Annotated in this window: 13 protein-coding genes; 2 read left to right on the top strand and 11 right to left on the bottom strand. The window is 68.4% G+C overall.

The window, feature by feature from the left end; all coding sequences use genetic code 11:
* Window positions 1–11 precede the first annotated feature (11 nt).
* Window positions 12–674 (top strand): histidine phosphatase family protein, encoded by a 663-nt coding sequence (locus G3N96_RS17225; protein WP_206137930.1) that lies wholly within the window; start codon window positions 12–14, stop codon window positions 672–674.
* A gap of 60 nt (window positions 675–734) precedes the next feature.
* Here the strand turns inward: G3N96_RS17225 and G3N96_RS17230 are convergent, their stop codons facing one another.
* From G3N96_RS17230 to G3N96_RS17275, 10 genes are all read right to left on the bottom strand, one after another.
* Window positions 735–1,862, bottom strand: coding sequence for a ParB/Srx family N-terminal domain-containing protein (locus G3N96_RS17230; RefSeq protein ID WP_206137935.1), 1,128 nt, complete (start codon window positions 1,860–1,862; stop codon window positions 735–737).
* 152 nt (window positions 1,863–2,014) lie between these two features.
* A complete protein-coding gene (locus G3N96_RS17235; protein ID WP_206137931.1) occupies window positions 2,015–2,968 on the bottom strand; it encodes an oxygenase MpaB family protein in 954 nt (317 codons plus the stop codon).
* Between the two features lie 24 nt (window positions 2,969–2,992).
* Entirely contained in the window at window positions 2,993–4,063 is a 1,071-nt protein-coding gene (gene ruvB, locus G3N96_RS17240; RefSeq protein ID WP_089430607.1) for a Holliday junction branch migration DNA helicase RuvB, read from the bottom strand.
* Between the two features lie 119 nt (window positions 4,064–4,182).
* The gene (ruvA, locus tag G3N96_RS17245; RefSeq protein ID WP_014898064.1) at window positions 4,183–4,764 is read right to left on the bottom strand and encodes a Holliday junction branch migration protein RuvA; all 582 of its coding nucleotides are present in this window, start codon (window positions 4,762–4,764) and stop codon (window positions 4,183–4,185) included.
* Window positions 4,765–4,963: 199 nt separating this feature from the next.
* On the bottom strand, window positions 4,964–5,506 hold the full coding sequence (gene ruvC, locus G3N96_RS17250) for a crossover junction endodeoxyribonuclease RuvC (protein WP_085041738.1): 543 nt from the start codon (window positions 5,504–5,506) through the stop codon (window positions 4,964–4,966).
* 151 nt (window positions 5,507–5,657) lie between these two features.
* A complete protein-coding gene (gene purH / locus G3N96_RS17255; protein ID WP_206137932.1) occupies window positions 5,658–7,223 on the bottom strand; it encodes a bifunctional phosphoribosylaminoimidazolecarboxamide formyltransferase/IMP cyclohydrolase in 1,566 nt (521 codons plus the stop codon).
* A 44-nt stretch (window positions 7,224–7,267) separates the two neighbouring features.
* Window positions 7,268–7,501, bottom strand: a complete 234-nt coding sequence (locus G3N96_RS17260) for a Fis family transcriptional regulator (RefSeq protein WP_006476892.1) — start codon at window positions 7,499–7,501, stop codon at window positions 7,268–7,270.
* Window positions 7,498–8,565, bottom strand: a complete 1,068-nt coding sequence (dusB, locus tag G3N96_RS17265) for a tRNA dihydrouridine synthase DusB (RefSeq protein WP_006497523.1) — start codon at window positions 8,563–8,565, stop codon at window positions 7,498–7,500. The genes G3N96_RS17260 and dusB overlap by 4 nt, the downstream gene beginning before the upstream one ends.
* Before the next feature lie 124 nt (window positions 8,566–8,689).
* Window positions 8,690–9,877, bottom strand: a complete 1,188-nt coding sequence (locus G3N96_RS17270) for a UbiH/UbiF/VisC/COQ6 family ubiquinone biosynthesis hydroxylase (RefSeq protein ID WP_206137933.1) — start codon at window positions 9,875–9,877, stop codon at window positions 8,690–8,692.
* Between the two features lie 40 nt (window positions 9,878–9,917).
* Window positions 9,918–11,303 carry an aminopeptidase P N-terminal domain-containing protein gene (locus G3N96_RS17275; protein WP_206137934.1) on the bottom strand — a complete coding sequence of 462 codons (1,386 nt, stop codon included), beginning with the start codon at window positions 11,301–11,303 and terminating at the stop codon, window positions 9,918–9,920.
* Window positions 11,304–11,487: 184 nt separating this feature from the next.
* Here G3N96_RS17275 and G3N96_RS17280 point away from each other — a divergent pair, with 184 nt between their 5' ends.
* On the top strand, window positions 11,488–12,102 hold the full coding sequence (locus G3N96_RS17280) for a glutathione S-transferase N-terminal domain-containing protein (protein ID WP_089455593.1): 615 nt from the start codon (window positions 11,488–11,490) through the stop codon (window positions 12,100–12,102).
* Between the two features lie 112 nt (window positions 12,103–12,214).
* On the opposite strand, the gene G3N96_RS17285 is transcribed toward G3N96_RS17280, so the two are convergent.
* The gene (locus G3N96_RS17285; RefSeq protein WP_089494105.1) at window positions 12,215–13,834 is read right to left on the bottom strand and encodes an FMN-binding glutamate synthase family protein; all 1,620 of its coding nucleotides are present in this window, start codon (window positions 13,832–13,834) and stop codon (window positions 12,215–12,217) included.
* Window positions 13,835–14,106 lie beyond the last annotated feature (272 nt).

Here is a 14,106-nt window from a genome sequence, read left to right on the forward strand (position 1 = left end):
GACGCGCCGCGATGGCCACCACGCAGATTCTTTTCATCCGCCATGGCGAGACGGCCTGGAATCGCATCAAGCGCATCCAGGGTCATATCGACATCCCGCTGGCCGAAACGGGCCTCGAGCAGGCGCAAAAGCTGGCCGTACGGCTCGCGCGCGACGCGCGTGACGGTGCACGGCTCGACGCGATCTATTCGAGCGACTTGTTGCGTGCGCAGCAGACCGCGCAGCCGTTCGCCGACGCGCTCGGGCTTACGCCGCGGCTGCGGGAAGGGCTGCGCGAGCGCTCGTACGGCCAGTTTCAGGGGCACGACAGCGGCGAGATCGAGACGCTGTTCCCCGACGCCTACGCGGCCTGGCAGACGCGCGACCCCGGCTTCGCGCCGGAGGGTGGCGAGTCGCAGCGCGCGTTCTACCACCGCGTGCTGCATGCGCTCGAACCGATCGTCGCCGAGCATCCGGGTGGCCGGATCGCGTGCGTCGCGCATGGCGGCGTGCTCGACTGCGTCTATCGTTTCGCGAACGGCATCGAGCTGTCGGCGCCGCGCAATTATCAGCTGCTCAACACGAGCATCAACGTCGTCGATTACGTCGATGGCCGCGCGCAGGTCGTGCAGTGGGCCGACGTGTCGCACCTGGACGCCACGAGCGACGACGACGGGTACCGCAAGGTGCTTTGAGCCTGCAGGCCCCGTCCGGCATTGCCGGCCGGGAGTTCCTTCCTGCGTGGTGCAGGCTGCTTACTGCGGCAGCGCGTGACGCGTCTTGTAGTCGAGCGCGTACGCGATCTTGCCGGGCTTGTCCGCCGTGATCGGCTGGCGCAGCTTGTCGAATTCCCCCTTGTTGTATTTCTTCCCGCCGTTGATCGCGTCCGCGCGCCCGAGGTCGGCGCCCGTCTTGCCGTCGATGACCGGGTCCGTGGCCGCGACCATGCGCGTCGACGCATTCCAGACCGCGTTCAGGTAGCCGGTGTCGGCCTTGGCCGGATCCGGGTCGGTCGTGCCGGCGCGCGTCAGGTCATAGCCGGCGAGCGCGAACGTGCCCGGTTGCGCGCGCAGCCAGTCGGCCCAGTAGAACTCGAGATAGTCGGTGGCTTGTGCGGGCTTGCTGTAGCCGATGTCGCGCGTGAAATAGACGAGCGAGCGGTAGCGGTCGTTCGTCATCCCGAGTTTCAGGCCGAGCCCGGTCGGCAATTGCGCGGTCGTGATCGGCTTGCCATCGCCATTCTTTAAGCGCAGATAGCCGCGGCTCTGCATCTGCTGCCAGAACGCGTCGCCCGAGTAGTCGCTGAGGTTGTCCTTGACGACGACATGCACGTGCAGCGCGGGGCCGCCGTCGGGCGTCTCGTAGTAGGTCGACAGGCCGTGGTGGCCGTCGGTCAGGTACAGCGCATCGCCGTTCGGGCCGATCACGACCGGGTTCAGCACCGAGCGGTCGCGGGCGTTCGCGTCGGTCGTCGTGCATGTGTAGCTCGCGGGTTCGCGCAGCACCGACTTGGCCGTGTAGCCGCTCGACGCGACGCCGCCGAGGCCTTCGTCCGCGCAGAAGTCGTCGAATTTCTTGTCGGGCTGCAGTTCGTAGCGGCCGAGCTTGTAATAGATCTGGTCGTAGCCGATTGCGCCTTGCGTCGGATGGAGGTCGCCGAGCGTCACGTCGATCAGGTCGCCCGCGCGCGCGGCCTTCCACTTGCCCGGTTGCGGCGTGACGGTGGCGGGCGGCGTAGGGGCAGGCGTGGTCGGGGTGCCGCCGGACGGCGTTTGCGCGTCCGAACGCGCGACGGCGGTGACATCGTCGCCTCCGCAGGCGGTGAGGGCGAAGACGGTGGACAGGCTGGTGGCAAGGGCGAATCGGATCGGCAGGCGTGGCATCGCGGGCATCGGGTGTCGGTCGGGTGGGGGGGGCACCGCGCGAGTGACGGACAGGCGGCGCGTATGGCCCGTGCAACCGTGCGCGGGTGCAAGCCCGTCAGCTTGTCACAGGTATTTGACAGTAAATTGAAATGATACGAGGAAGCGAATCGTCAGGCGGGCGGGGTGCCGTCGGGCGGTGTCGCAGTGGCGCGGCGGCGCGCACGTTTTGACGCGCCATTCACGAGCGCCCAGCGCAGCACGGGTGCGACGACCCGGATGCCGGGCCGGACCACCGCGCGGCGCAGCGGCGCGAACGCCGACACGCCGAGCATGCGTTGCGCCCACGGCGGCAGCAGGTCGATGCCCGCATGCATCACCAGCGACGCGGCCGGTCGCAGCGCGGGCTTCGCGACCGGCACGTTCAGCAGGATGGACATCACGTCGAACGTGCGCGGCCCCGCCTCGAGTTCGGGCTGCATGCGCGCGAGATAGGCAGCCACCTCGGCACGTGAACGCGGCACCTCCTGTGCGCCAAGCAGCTCGGCGATCAATGCCGTTTCGGCGTAGTAGCGGTCCTGCAACTCGCCCGGCAGCGCGGGATTCACATAGCGCAGGTGCGCGGCGAGGAAACTCGACACTTCCGCGACATGCACCCAGGTCAGCAACGCCGGATCGTCGGCGCGGTACGGGCGGCCGTCCGGCGCGGTGCCCGAGATGCGCGCGTGGATCGATTTCACGCGCTCGATCAGCGCAAGTGCGTCCGCGCGACTGCCGAACGTCGTACCGGTGATGAACGTGGCGGTACGTCGCAAGCGGCCGAGGATGTCGGTGCGGAACGACGAGTGATCCCAGACACCCGCGAGCGCGAGCGGGTGGAGCGCCTGCAGCAGCAGCGCCGCGATGCCGCCCGTCATCATCGACGTGAAGTCGGCATGCACACGCCAGCAGACGGCCTCGGGACCGAACAGCCCGGGGTCTCCCGGCGGTGAAGAGAGGTCGAGGGACGGGCCGCCGCCGCCCACTGTCAGGTGCGTGACGCCGGCCACGAGCCGCTTGCGGATCGGCTCGGCCCAGCGCGGGCCCGGTGCGGGTGCGGCGGGGCGGGAGCTGGGTGGCGTCGTCATGGCGGGTGCGGCTCGGGCGACGGGTTACTTCCCGTCGGGGGTATCCCACTCGCCGCGTTCGGTGCGGCCGGTGTCGGGCACGGAAAGCCCGAAGTGGCGATACGTGAGCAGCGTCGCGACGCGCCCGCGCGGCGTGCGCTGCAGGAAGCCCTGCTGGATCAGGTACGGCTCGAGTACGTCCTCGATCGTGTCGCGCTCTTCGCCGATCGCCGCCGCGAGGTTGTCGATACCGACCGGGCCGCCGTCGAACTTGTACAGGATCGCCTCGAGCAGCTTGCGGTCCATCAGGTCGAAGCCGACCGGATCGACGTCGAGCATCGCGAGCGCGGCATCGGCGACGGCCGCGGTGATCTGGCCGTCGGCCTTCACTTCCGCGAAGTCACGCACGCGGCGCAGCAGCCGGTTCGCGATCCGCGGCGTGCCGCGCGAACGCTTCGCGATTTCGAGCGCGCCGTTCGGATCGATCTGCGCGTTCAGCAGCGACGCCGAGCGCCGCACGATGCGCGACAGTTGATCGGCATCGTAGAACTCGAGGCGCGCGACGATCCCGAAACGATCGCGCAGCGGGTTGGTCAGCATCCCGGCGCGGGTGGTGGCGCCGACCAGCGTGAACGGCTGCAGGTCGAGCTTCACGCTGCGCGCGGCCGGGCCTTCGCCGATCATGATGTCGATCTGGTAATCCTCGAGTGCCGGATACAGGATTTCCTCGACGACCGGCGACAGCCGGTGGATCTCGTCGATGAACAGCACGTCGTTCGCCTCGAGGTTCGTCAGCAGCGCGGCGAGATCGCCCGCGCGCTCGAGCACGGGGCCCGACGTCTGGCGCAGGTTCACGCCCATCTCCCGCGCGATGATGTGCGCGAGCGTCGTCTTGCCGAGGCCCGGCGGCCCGAACAGCAGCACGTGGTCGAGCGGCTCGGAGCGGCGCTTGGCGGCTTCGATGAAGATCTCGAGCTGGCCGCGCACCTTTTCCTGGCCGACGTAGTCGTCGAGCTGGCGCGGCCGCAGCGCACGTTCGAACACCTCCTCGTGCGACGAGGCGGGCGTGGCGGCGATGATCCGCTGCTCGGTGGCGAGTTTGTCGGTTTCAATCATGCGGCCATTGTACCGCGCGCCGCAGTCCCGCCCACCCGGCCGAACGGCCGACTGGCGAGCGTCGTGCAGCTGCGCGACACTGGCTTCAACGCACCGCTCGGCGGCGCGTCACGCGGGCGTTAGACCTTCGACAGCGCCTTCAACGCGAGCTTGATGCCCTCGGATACGCCGGTGCCGGCCGGCACGTTCTTGATCGCGGCGAGGCCTTCCTTTTCGGAATAGCCGAGCGCGAGCAGCGCGTTGAGGATGTCGGTCGCGTGGTCGGACGGCGAGGCGGCGCCGGCGAGCGCGCCGAGATCGGCGCCGAGCTTGCCCTTCAGTTCGAGCAGCAGGCGTTCGGCCGTCTTCTTGCCGATACCGGGCAGGCGCGTGAGGCGCGCGGCGTCCTGCATCGTCACGGCCTGCGCGAGCTCCTGCACGCTCATGCCGGACAGCACGGCGAGCGCCATGCGCGCGCCGATTCCGGTGATCTTCAGCAGCTCGCGGAAGGTCGTGCGCTCCTGCGGCGTCAGGAAGCCGTACAGCAGGTGCGCGTCCTCGCGGACGATCTGCTGCGTGAGCAGCACGACGCGCTCGCCCGTTTGCGGCAGGTTGTAGAAGGTGCTCATCGGCACGTCGATTTCGTAGCCGACGCCGTTGCAGTCGACGAGCAGGTGGGGCGGGTTCTTTTCGAGCAGGATGCCGGCGATGCGACCGATCATGGATGGCTTGATGCGAGGAAGAAAGCGCGAGTGTAGCGCACGTGCGGCACGATGCCGATGGGCGCGGCCGTCAGGCCGAAGGGGCGCATGTCGCGGGCGCGCCGCGTGCGAGTAAAACGGTCAGGGGCGGCCGACGCAGCCAAAGGGGGCAACGCGGTCGAGCCGACGTGCCGGGCCGCGATGCGCGTCAGCGCCAGCGTCAGCCGACCAGCCGCCCGCGCCGCACGCGCAGCCCTTTCTTCGCGAGCGCCGGCGCGAGGCCGCCGAGCGTGCTGAGCGTGTTGCCGCCGTGTGCGTGGCAGATCGCCATGCCGAGCGCGTCGGCCGCGTCGGAGCCCGGTTGGCCGGAGAGGTTGAGCAGCCGGGTGACCATTTCCTGCATCTGCGTCTTGGTCGCGCGGCCGTAGCCGACCACGGCCTGCTTGAGCTGCAGCGCCGTATATTCGGCGACCGGCAGGCCGCCCGCGACGAGGCCGCAGATCGCGGCACCGCGCGCCTGGCCGAGCAGCAGCGTCGACTGCGGGTTCACGTTGACGAACACCTTTTCGATCGCGGCCTGGTCGGGGGCGTGCTCGCGCACGATGGTCGAGACGCCCTGGAAGATCGTGCCGAGCCGGGTGGCCAGGTCGGCGGTCGGCGTGCGGATCACGCCGCTCGCAACATACGCGAGCCGGTGGCCGCTGACGTCGATGATGCCGAAGCCGGTGACGCGCAGGCCGGGGTCGATGCCGAGAATTCGCATGAGTGAGGAGAATGGCGTGATGCAGCGATACTACAACGATTGGTGCGGCAGGCCGGTCGCCCGGTCGTGCGCGGAGGCGCCGCGCAATAAAAAACCCGGCGGGTGCGATGCCGCCGGGTTGTCGTGCAGCGGCCGCGCGGGCCGCATGCGATCAGTGACGGAAGTGGCGTACGCCCGTCAGGACCATCGCGATGCCGTGCTCGTCGGCGGCCGCGATCACTTCGTCGTCGCGCATCGAGCCGCCCGGCTGGATCACGCAGGTCGCGCCGGCTGCCACGACGACGTCGAGGCCGTCGCGGAACGGGAAGAACGCATCCGATGCCACGGCCGAACCGGCCAGCGTCAGGCCGGCGTTCTGTGCCTTGATGCTCGCGATGCGCGCGGAATCGACGCGGCTCATCTGGCCTGCGCCGACGCCGAGCGTCATGCCGTTGCCGCAGAACACGATCGCGTTCGACTTCACGTACTTCGCGACGCGCCATGCGAACAGCAGGTCGTCCATTTCCTTCGCGGTCGGCTGGCGCTTCGTGACGACGCGCAGCTCGCTCGGTTGCACGTTGCGCGAATCGAGCGACTGCACGAGCAGGCCGCCGCCCACGCGCTTCAGGTCGAATGCGTTATGGCCTTCGCCGAGCGCGATTTCGAGCAGGCGCACGTTCTGCTTCGCGGCGAACACCTGTTTCGCGGCGTCGGAGAACGACGGTGCGATCAGCACTTCGACGAACTGCTTCGCGACAGCCTGGGCAGCTGCTTCGTCGACTTCGCGGTTGAACGCGATGATGCCGCCGAATGCCGACGTCGGGTCGGTCTGGAATGCCTTCGCGTATGCGTCGGCCGAATCGTTGCCGACTGCGACGCCGCACGGGTTCGCGTGCTTGATGATCACGCAGGCCGGTGCGTCGAACGTCTTCACGCATTCCCACGCTGCGTCGGAATCGGCGATGTTGTTGTACGACAGTTCCTTGCCCTGCAGCTGGCGGTAGTTCGCCAGCGCGCCGGCCGGCGTCGCGAGGTCGCGGTAGAACGCGGCGCTCTGGTGCGGGTTCTCGCCGTAGCGCAGGTCCTGCACCTTGTCGAACGCCAGGTTCAGCGTGGCCGGGTACGCGTTGCGCGACGCGTGCTTCAGCTCGTCGGTCAGGCTCGTCAGGTAGTTCGTGATCGCGCCGTCGTATTGCGCGGTGTGCGCGAACACCTTCGTCGCGAGGCGGAAGTTGGTCGGGTAGCCGACCGCATTGCCGTTCGCCTTCATTTCATCGAGCACGACCGCGTAGTCGGCCGGATCGACGACGACCGTCACGTCGCGGTGGTTCTTCGCGGCCGAGCGCAGCATCGTCGGGCCGCCGATGTCGATGTTCTCGATCGCGTCGGCGAGCGTGCAGTCGTCCTTCGCGATCGTCGCGACGAACGGGTACAGGTTCACGACGAGCAGGTCGATCGTCGGGATGCCGTGCTGCTCCAGCGCCTGCATGTGCTCGGGCAGGTCGCGGCGGGCGAGGATGCCGCCGTGCACCTTCGGGTGGAGCGTCTTCACGCGCCCATCGAGCATTTCCGGGAAGCCCGTGTAATCGGCCACTTCGGTCACGGGCAGGCCGGCGTCGGCGAGGAGTTTCGCGGTGCCGCCCGTCGACAGCAGCTTGACGCCGAGGTCGGACAGCGACTTCGCGAAGTCGACGATGCCGGTCTTGTCGGAAACGGAAATGAGCGCTTGCTTGATCATGATGGAACCACCAATAGCCAGGGAAACGGGGACGGGACGGCCGCCTACAGCAGGCCGTGCTGCTGCAGCTTCTTGCGCAGCGTATTGCGATTGATGCCGAGGTACTCGGCGGCGAGCGACTGGTTGCCGCCTGCCTGTACGAGCACGACCTCGAGCATCGGCTTTTCGACGCAGGACATCACCATTTCATAGACGTCGTGCGGATTGGAGCCGTCTAGATCCCGGAAATACACGTCCAGGCTCTCGCGGACACATTGTTCGATGTTGTGCTTGCTCATGCTGCTAACTGGTTATGGTCGTCCGACTCGCCCTGGCCGTTTTCCTCTTCGTCATCGACGTAGACGAGGTGGTCCGACAGCGCCTTTTGCGCCTCGAAGAAGGCATTGACGGCGGCGAGCTGCTCGCGGGTGGAATCGAGCGTGTTCATCCTGTGCCGGAACCCGTTGGCACCGGAAAGGCCGCGAGTGTACCAGCCGATGTGCTTGCGCGCAGTACGGACGCCCGTGAATTCACCATAGAAAGCGTAGTGGTCTTCCAGGTGTTCGTTCATCACGTGCTGGATCTCGTCGATCCGCGGCGGCGGCAGCAGCTCGCCGGTTTGCAGGAAATGATCGATTTCGCGGAACAGCCACGGCCGACCTTGCGCGGCACGACCGATCATCAGGGCGTCGGCGCCGGTGGCGTCGAGCACGGCCTTTGCCTTCGCGGGCGACGTGATGTCGCCGTTCGCGACCACCGGAATCCGCACGGCTGCCTTCACGGCGGCAATGGTGTCGTATTCGGCGTCGCCGCGGTACAGGTCGGCGCGCGTGCGGCCGTGCACGGTGAGCATCGAGATGCCGGCGGCTTCGGCCAGGCGCGCGACCGTGATCGCGTTCTTGTGCTCGCGATCCCAGCCGGTGCGGATCTTCAGCGTGACGGGCACCGCATCGGGCCCCGTGCCGACCGCCGCGACGACGGCCTCGACGATGCGCTGAACGAGCGGCTCGTTCTGCAGCAGCGCGGAGCCGGCCGCGACGTTGCAGACCTTCTTCGCCGGGCAGCCCATGTTGATGTCGATGATCTGCGCGCCGTTGTCGACGTTGTAGCGGGCCGCTTCGGCCATCATCGCGGGATCGGCGCCGGCGATCTGGACCGCAATCGGTTCCACCTCGCCTTCGTGGTTCGCGCGCCGCATCGTCTTCGCGCTTTTCCACAGCTGCGCGTTGGACGCGACCATCTCGGACACGGCGTAACCGGCTCCCAGCCGCTTGCAGAGCTGGCGGAACGGACGATCCGTCACGCCGGCCATCGGGGCGACGAACAGGTTGTTACGCAATACGTGAGGGCCGATAACGGGCATCGCAATGGCACCGCCCGCGGCGGGCGCGGGCAGGGAAAGGGCAGACGGAAACGCGCATTTTACCGTATTCCCATGCCCCGCCGATTTGACCCGGTTTGAGCGGCGCGACTGGGCGCGCCGCGGGTCAGTTGCGCTGGCCGAACATCATCTGGCGCGCGATCACCTTCTTGAGCGACGGGACGAACTCGAGCGCGGTGAGCGCCGCGCCGCGCAGCAGCGGGAGCGGGCCCGAGTCGATCGTGAACAGGCGTGCCAGCGTGTCGGTCGCGCCGATCGTGAAGCGCCGGTCGAGTGCGCGGCGCGCGTTGAAGGTGGCGAGCGCGGTGGCTTCGAAGCCTTGCGCGGACAGCGTATCGACGAGCGTATGCGCATCGCGCAGCCCGAGGTTGAGCCCCTGGCCCGCGACGGGGTGCAGGGTCTGCGCGGCATTGCCGACGATCGCGACGCGGCCGTTGACGAGCGTCTGCGCGGCGGTCAGGCCGAGCGGGAACGATGCGCGGCCCGCGATCGCGACGAAGGCGCCCATGCGTTCGCCGAATGCGCTGCCGAGCTCGCGCAGGAACGCATCGTCGGGCAGCGCGGCGCGCCGCACCGCTTCGTCGGGCGTGCAGCACCAGACGAGCGCGTACTCGGCCTGGCGCGGCCCGCCGAGCGGCAGCAGCGCGAGCGGGCCTTCGTGCGTGAAGCGTTCCCATGCGACGTTCGGGCGCGGCGCCGATACCGTGACCGTGCCGACGAGCGCGGTCTGCCCGTAGTCGCGGCGATGTCTTCCGGCATCGGCCTGCTGTTCGTGGAACAGCCCGCCTTCGGCATTGATGACGACGCGCGCGCGCAGCGTGCGCTCGCCCTGCGGGCCGTCGAGCGTCAGCGTGACGCCGTCGGCATCCTGCTGCGGCGTGCGCGCGGTGGTCGACGTCAGCCAGTCGACGCGCGTGCCGCGCACGGCGCCCGCGAGCGCCTGCACGAGCGAGCCGTAACGCACGACGTAGCCGAGCGCGGCGACGTCGTGCTCGTCGCGGTCGATCAGCGTGCGGCCGAAATGGCCGCGCTGCGACACGTGGATATGTTCGATCGGCGTCGCGTCGGCGGGCCACGCGAGCGTGTCGAGCAGCACGCGGCTGCCGTGCGACACGGCGATCGCGCGCGGATCGTTCGCGCTGGCGGCCGGTTCGCGTGCATCGATCAGCGCGATCGATGCGTGCTGCGTGGCGCTGCGGCGCGCGAGCCAGCCGGCGAGCGCGAGCCCGACGGGGCCCGCGCCGACGATGGCGAGATCGTAGTCCGGCGTGGCCGGTGAGGAGGCGGTCGTCATCTTGATTCGTGAAACGGAGGTAACGGTCGGCGGCAGCCGGTCATGCGCCCGCGCGCATCAGCGCTTCGATCTCGTCCGCCGCGACGGGCACGCCGCGCGTGATCAGCTCGCAGCCGTGCTCGCGCACGATCGCGTCGTCCTCGATACGGATGCCGATGTTCCAGTACTCGGGCGGCACGTCGTCGGCGGCGCGCACGTACAGGCCGGGCTCGATCGTCAGCGTCATGCCGGCTTTCAGCGTGCGCCACGGCAGCGCGCCGTTGCCGTCACGCTCGGCGAGCCGCTCGCGGTAGTCGCCGCAATCGTGCACGTCCATGCCGATCCAGTGGCCGGTGCGATGCATGTAGAAGCGTGCGTAGGCGCGCTCGGCGATCACGTCGTCGACGGTCGAGAAGCGCGTTTTCGGGAGGATGCCGGTATCGAGCAGCCCTTGCGCGAGCACGCGCACGGCGGCGTCGTGCGGCGCCTCGAACGGCACGCCGGCGCGCGTCGCGTCGACCGCGGCCTGCTGCGCGGCGAGCACGATGTCGTACAGCGTGCGCTGCGGGGGCGAGAAGCGCCCGTTGGCCGGGAACGTGCGCGTGATGTCCGACGCGTAGCCGTCGAGTTCGCACGCGGCGTCGATCAGGATCAGGTCGCCATCTTGCGCGGCCGCGTTGCCGGCCGGGTAGTGCAGCACGCATGCGTTCGCGCCGGCCGCGACGATCGAGCCGTACGCGGGCGACTGCGCGCCGTGCTTGCGGAACACATACAGCAGCTCGGCCTCGAGTTCGTATTCGCGGATGCCGGGGCGGCACGCCTGCATCGCGCGGCGGTGCGCGAGCGCGGAGATGTGCGCGGCGCGCATCATGATCGCGAGCTCGTGTTCGTCCTTCACGAGCCGCATGTCGTCGAGCAGCGGCGTGAGGTCGAGCATCGCGTCCGGTGCAGCGACACCCGTGCGCGCCAGCGCGCGCACCGCGTCGAGCCAGCCCGCGAGCCGGCGCTCGAAGTCGGCCGATGCGCCGAACCGGTAGTGCACGGTGCCCGCGTCGGCGAGCAGGCGCGGCATCTCGGTATCGATCATGTCGACCGCGAACGCCGCGTCGAAGCCGAACGCATCACGCGCGGCTTCGGGCCCGTAATGGAAGCCTTCCCAGATTTCGCGGTCGGCATTCTTGCCGCGGCAGAACAGGATCGACTCCGGCGCGCCGTGCGGCGCGGCCGCGTTCAGCACGAGCACGGCATCCGGCTCGCTGAAGCCCGTCAGGTAGTGGAAGTAGCTGTCGAACCGGTACGGATAGTCCGTATCGCGGTTGCGCGGCACTTCCGGCGCGGTGGGGACGATGGCGACGCCGCCGCCGGCGGCACGCAGTGCGGCAAGCACGCGTTCACGGCGCTGGCGGTAGACGTCGACGGCGATGGCGGTATCGAGGGGCGCGTTCATTCGTGCGATTGTAGCGCCGCGGGACGCCGTGCGTGAGAGAGGGGGCGGGAAGCCGCCCCGGAAGGCCCGCGCGGCGGTTGTTGCAAACCATCCACAGGCCGTCCGGGCGATTTTCTGTCGCGCGACGCTGGCCGGTTATGATCGGCGACAACGTATACTCTCGGCGGTTCCCTTAAAAAGGCAGATGATGAAATTAATCGGTTCGCTCAGCAGCCCGTACGTCCGCAAGGCGCGGATCGTGCTGGCTGAAAAGAAGATCGACTACAAGCTGGAGCTCGAGAACGTGTGGGCGCCGGAGACGGATATTCATGCCTCGAATCCGCTCGGCAAGGTCCCGTGCCTCGTGATGGAAGATGGTGCCGCGGTGTTCGATTCCCGCGTGATCTGCGAATACGTCGATACGCTGTCGCCGGTCGGCAAGCTGATTCCGCCGTCGGGCCGCGAGCGCCTCGAGGTGCGGTGCTGGGAAGCGCTGGGTGACGGCGTGATCGACGCGGCGGTGACGATTCGCGTCGAACATACGATGCGTGACGAGGCGCAGCGCAGCGCGAGCTGGATCGCGCGCCAGCAACGCAAGATCGACGACGGCCTCGTCGCGATGTCGCAAGGTCTCGGCGGCAAGACGTGGTGCGTCGGTAATCATTACACGCTCGCCGACATCGCACTCGGCTGCGCGCTCGGCTATCTCGACTTCCGGATGCCCGAGCTCAACTGGCGCGATCGCCACCCGAACCTCGACAAGCACTTCGCGAAGCTGCTGCAGCGGCCGTCGTTCGCCGATACGCTGCCGCAAAACTGAGCCGCACGCGACGCATTCACGCGTTTCACGCATTCGGCAGACGAAAGAAAAGCGCCCTGAGGGGCGCTTTTCTTTTTATCGGGCCGCCCTGCGGCGGGGGCGGTCGCCCGCGTCATTCGATCGATGCGTACACGGCCTCGCCGAGCGTGAACGAATCGCTGCGCGCAATCGGCCACCACTTGTCGTACAGCGTAAAGCCGCAGGTGTTGCCGTCGAGCAGCGCGCCGGGCTTCAGGTACTTCAGCAACTGCGACATCAGCCGCACTTCATGCGGCGCGACCCGCTGCACGATGTGATGCGCGCGCAGCTCGGACGGATGCGCGAGGCCGGCCGCCTGCACGAGTTCCTGCAACGCATGCAGCGTGTTGCGGTGGAAGTTGTACACGCGCTCGGCCTTGTCGGGCACGACGAGCGCGCGCTGGCGCACCGGGTCCTGCGTCGCGACGCCGGTCGGGCAGCGATCGGTGTGGCAGTGCTGCGCCTGGATACAGCCGACCGCGAACATGAAGCCGCGCGCCGAGTTCACCCAGTCCGCCCCGATCGCGAGCGTACGTGCGATGTCGAACGCGGTGATGATCTTGCCGCTCGCGCCGAGCTTCACGCGATCGCGCACGCCGATCCCGACCAGCGTGTTGTGCACGAGCAGCAGCCCTTCCTGCAGCGGTACGCCGACGTGGTCGGTGAATTCGAGCGGCGCCGCGCCCGTGCCGCCTTCCGCGCCGTCGACGACGATGAAGTCCGGCACGATGCCGGTTTCGAGCATCGCCTTCGCGATCCCGAAGAATTCCCACGGATGGCCGATGCACAGCTTGAAGCCGGTCGGCTTGCCGCCCGACAGCGTGCGCAGCCGTTCGACGAATTCGAGCAGCCCGCGCGGCGTCGAGAACTCCGAGTGCGTCGCGGGCGAGATGCAGTCCTTGCCCATCGGCACGCCGCGCGTCTCGGCGATTTCCGGCGTGATCTTCGCGGCCGGCAGCACGCCGCCGTGGCCGGGCTTCGCGCCCTGCGACAGCTTCACCTCGATCATCTTGACCTGCGGATCGGCGGCCTGCTTCGCGAATTTGTCGGGATTGAAGGTGCCGTCGTCGTTGCGGCAGCCGAAGTAGCCGGACGCGATTTCCCAGATGATGTCGCCGCCGTTTTCGCGGTGGTACTTCGACAGCGAGCCTTCGCCCGTGTCGTGCGCGAATCCGCCTTTCTTCGCGCCGAGGTTCAGCGAGCGGATCGCGTTCGCGGACAGCGAGCCGAAGCTCATCGCCGAGATGTTGAAGATCGAAATGTCGTACGGTTGCGCGCGGTTCGCGCCGACGCGGATGCGGAAATCGTGGTTCGGCAGCTTCGTCGGCGCGAGCGAGTGGCTGATCCATTCGTGCGCGACGGCCTTCACGTTCAGCTCGGTGCCGTACGGGCGGTTGTCGGCGACGTTCTTCGCGCGCTGGTAGACGAGGCTGCGCTGCGCGCGCGAGAACGGTTTCTCGTCGGTGTCGTCCTCGACGAAGTACTGGCGGATTTCAGGTCGGATGAATTCGAACAGGAAGCGGAAGTGGCCCCAGAGCGGGTAGTTGCGCAGGATCGCGTGGCGGTCCTGCTTCAGGTCGTACAGGCCGAGCGCGACGAGGGCGGCCGGGATCACGAGCCACAGCCACGCGATCGTGTGCCGGGCGGCGAGCGCCGCGACGGCCACGAACAGCAGGACCGCGCACCACATCGCGATATAGCGTCGGGAAAACATGGGGACTCCATCGTAATTGTCTGGATGGCCGTCACGTCGCCAGGATCGCGCGGCGGCCGGCAGGTCGGCGCCCGCGGCATCGCGCAGGCCCGGCGGGCATGCTGCCCGTGCCGTACCCGCCGCTGCCGGCGCCCACGATGGTCGAGAGTCTACTACGGGTGTCGTGAAGCCCGCGTTGCCGAGCCGGCGGCTACCGGCCGGCCTCGGCCGGGCGGATGAACGGGCTGTACGCCGGGGTGCCGGGTTTCAGCCGGGCGTCGTCGTCGAAATCC

Source organism: Burkholderia sp. Se-20373, from assembly GCF_017104705.1.
Classification (GTDB): Bacteria; Pseudomonadota; Gammaproteobacteria; order Burkholderiales; family Burkholderiaceae; genus Burkholderia.

Coding starts and splice junctions, on each gene's coding strand:
- G3N96_RS17225 (WP_206137930.1), top strand. CDS start 12: ATGGCCACCACGCAGATTCTTTTCATCCGCCATGGCGAGACGGCCTGG.
- G3N96_RS17230 (WP_206137935.1), bottom strand. CDS start 1,862: ATGCCACGCCTGCCGATCCGATTCGCCCTTGCCACCAGCCTGTCCACC.
- G3N96_RS17235 (WP_206137931.1), bottom strand. CDS start 2,968: ATGACGACGCCACCCAGCTCCCGCCCCGCCGCACCCGCACCGGGCCCG.
- ruvB (WP_089430607.1), bottom strand. CDS start 4,063: ATGATTGAAACCGACAAACTCGCCACCGAGCAGCGGATCATCGCCGCC.
- ruvA (WP_014898064.1), bottom strand. CDS start 4,764: ATGATCGGTCGCATCGCCGGCATCCTGCTCGAAAAGAACCCGCCCCAC.
- ruvC (WP_085041738.1), bottom strand. CDS start 5,506: ATGCGAATTCTCGGCATCGACCCCGGCCTGCGCGTCACCGGCTTCGGC.
- purH (WP_206137932.1), bottom strand. CDS start 7,223: ATGATCAAGCAAGCGCTCATTTCCGTTTCCGACAAGACCGGCATCGTC.
- G3N96_RS17260 (WP_006476892.1), bottom strand. CDS start 7,501: ATGAGCAAGCACAACATCGAACAATGTGTCCGCGAGAGCCTGGACGTG.
- dusB (WP_006497523.1), bottom strand. CDS start 8,565: ATGCCCGTTATCGGCCCTCACGTATTGCGTAACAACCTGTTCGTCGCC.
- G3N96_RS17270 (WP_206137933.1), bottom strand. CDS start 9,877: ATGACGACCGCCTCCTCACCGGCCACGCCGGACTACGATCTCGCCATC.
- G3N96_RS17275 (WP_206137934.1), bottom strand. CDS start 11,303: ATGAACGCGCCCCTCGATACCGCCATCGCCGTCGACGTCTACCGCCAG.
- G3N96_RS17280 (WP_089455593.1), top strand. CDS start 11,488: ATGATGAAATTAATCGGTTCGCTCAGCAGCCCGTACGTCCGCAAGGCG.
- G3N96_RS17285 (WP_089494105.1), bottom strand. CDS start 13,834: ATGTTTTCCCGACGCTATATCGCGATGTGGTGCGCGGTCCTGCTGTTC.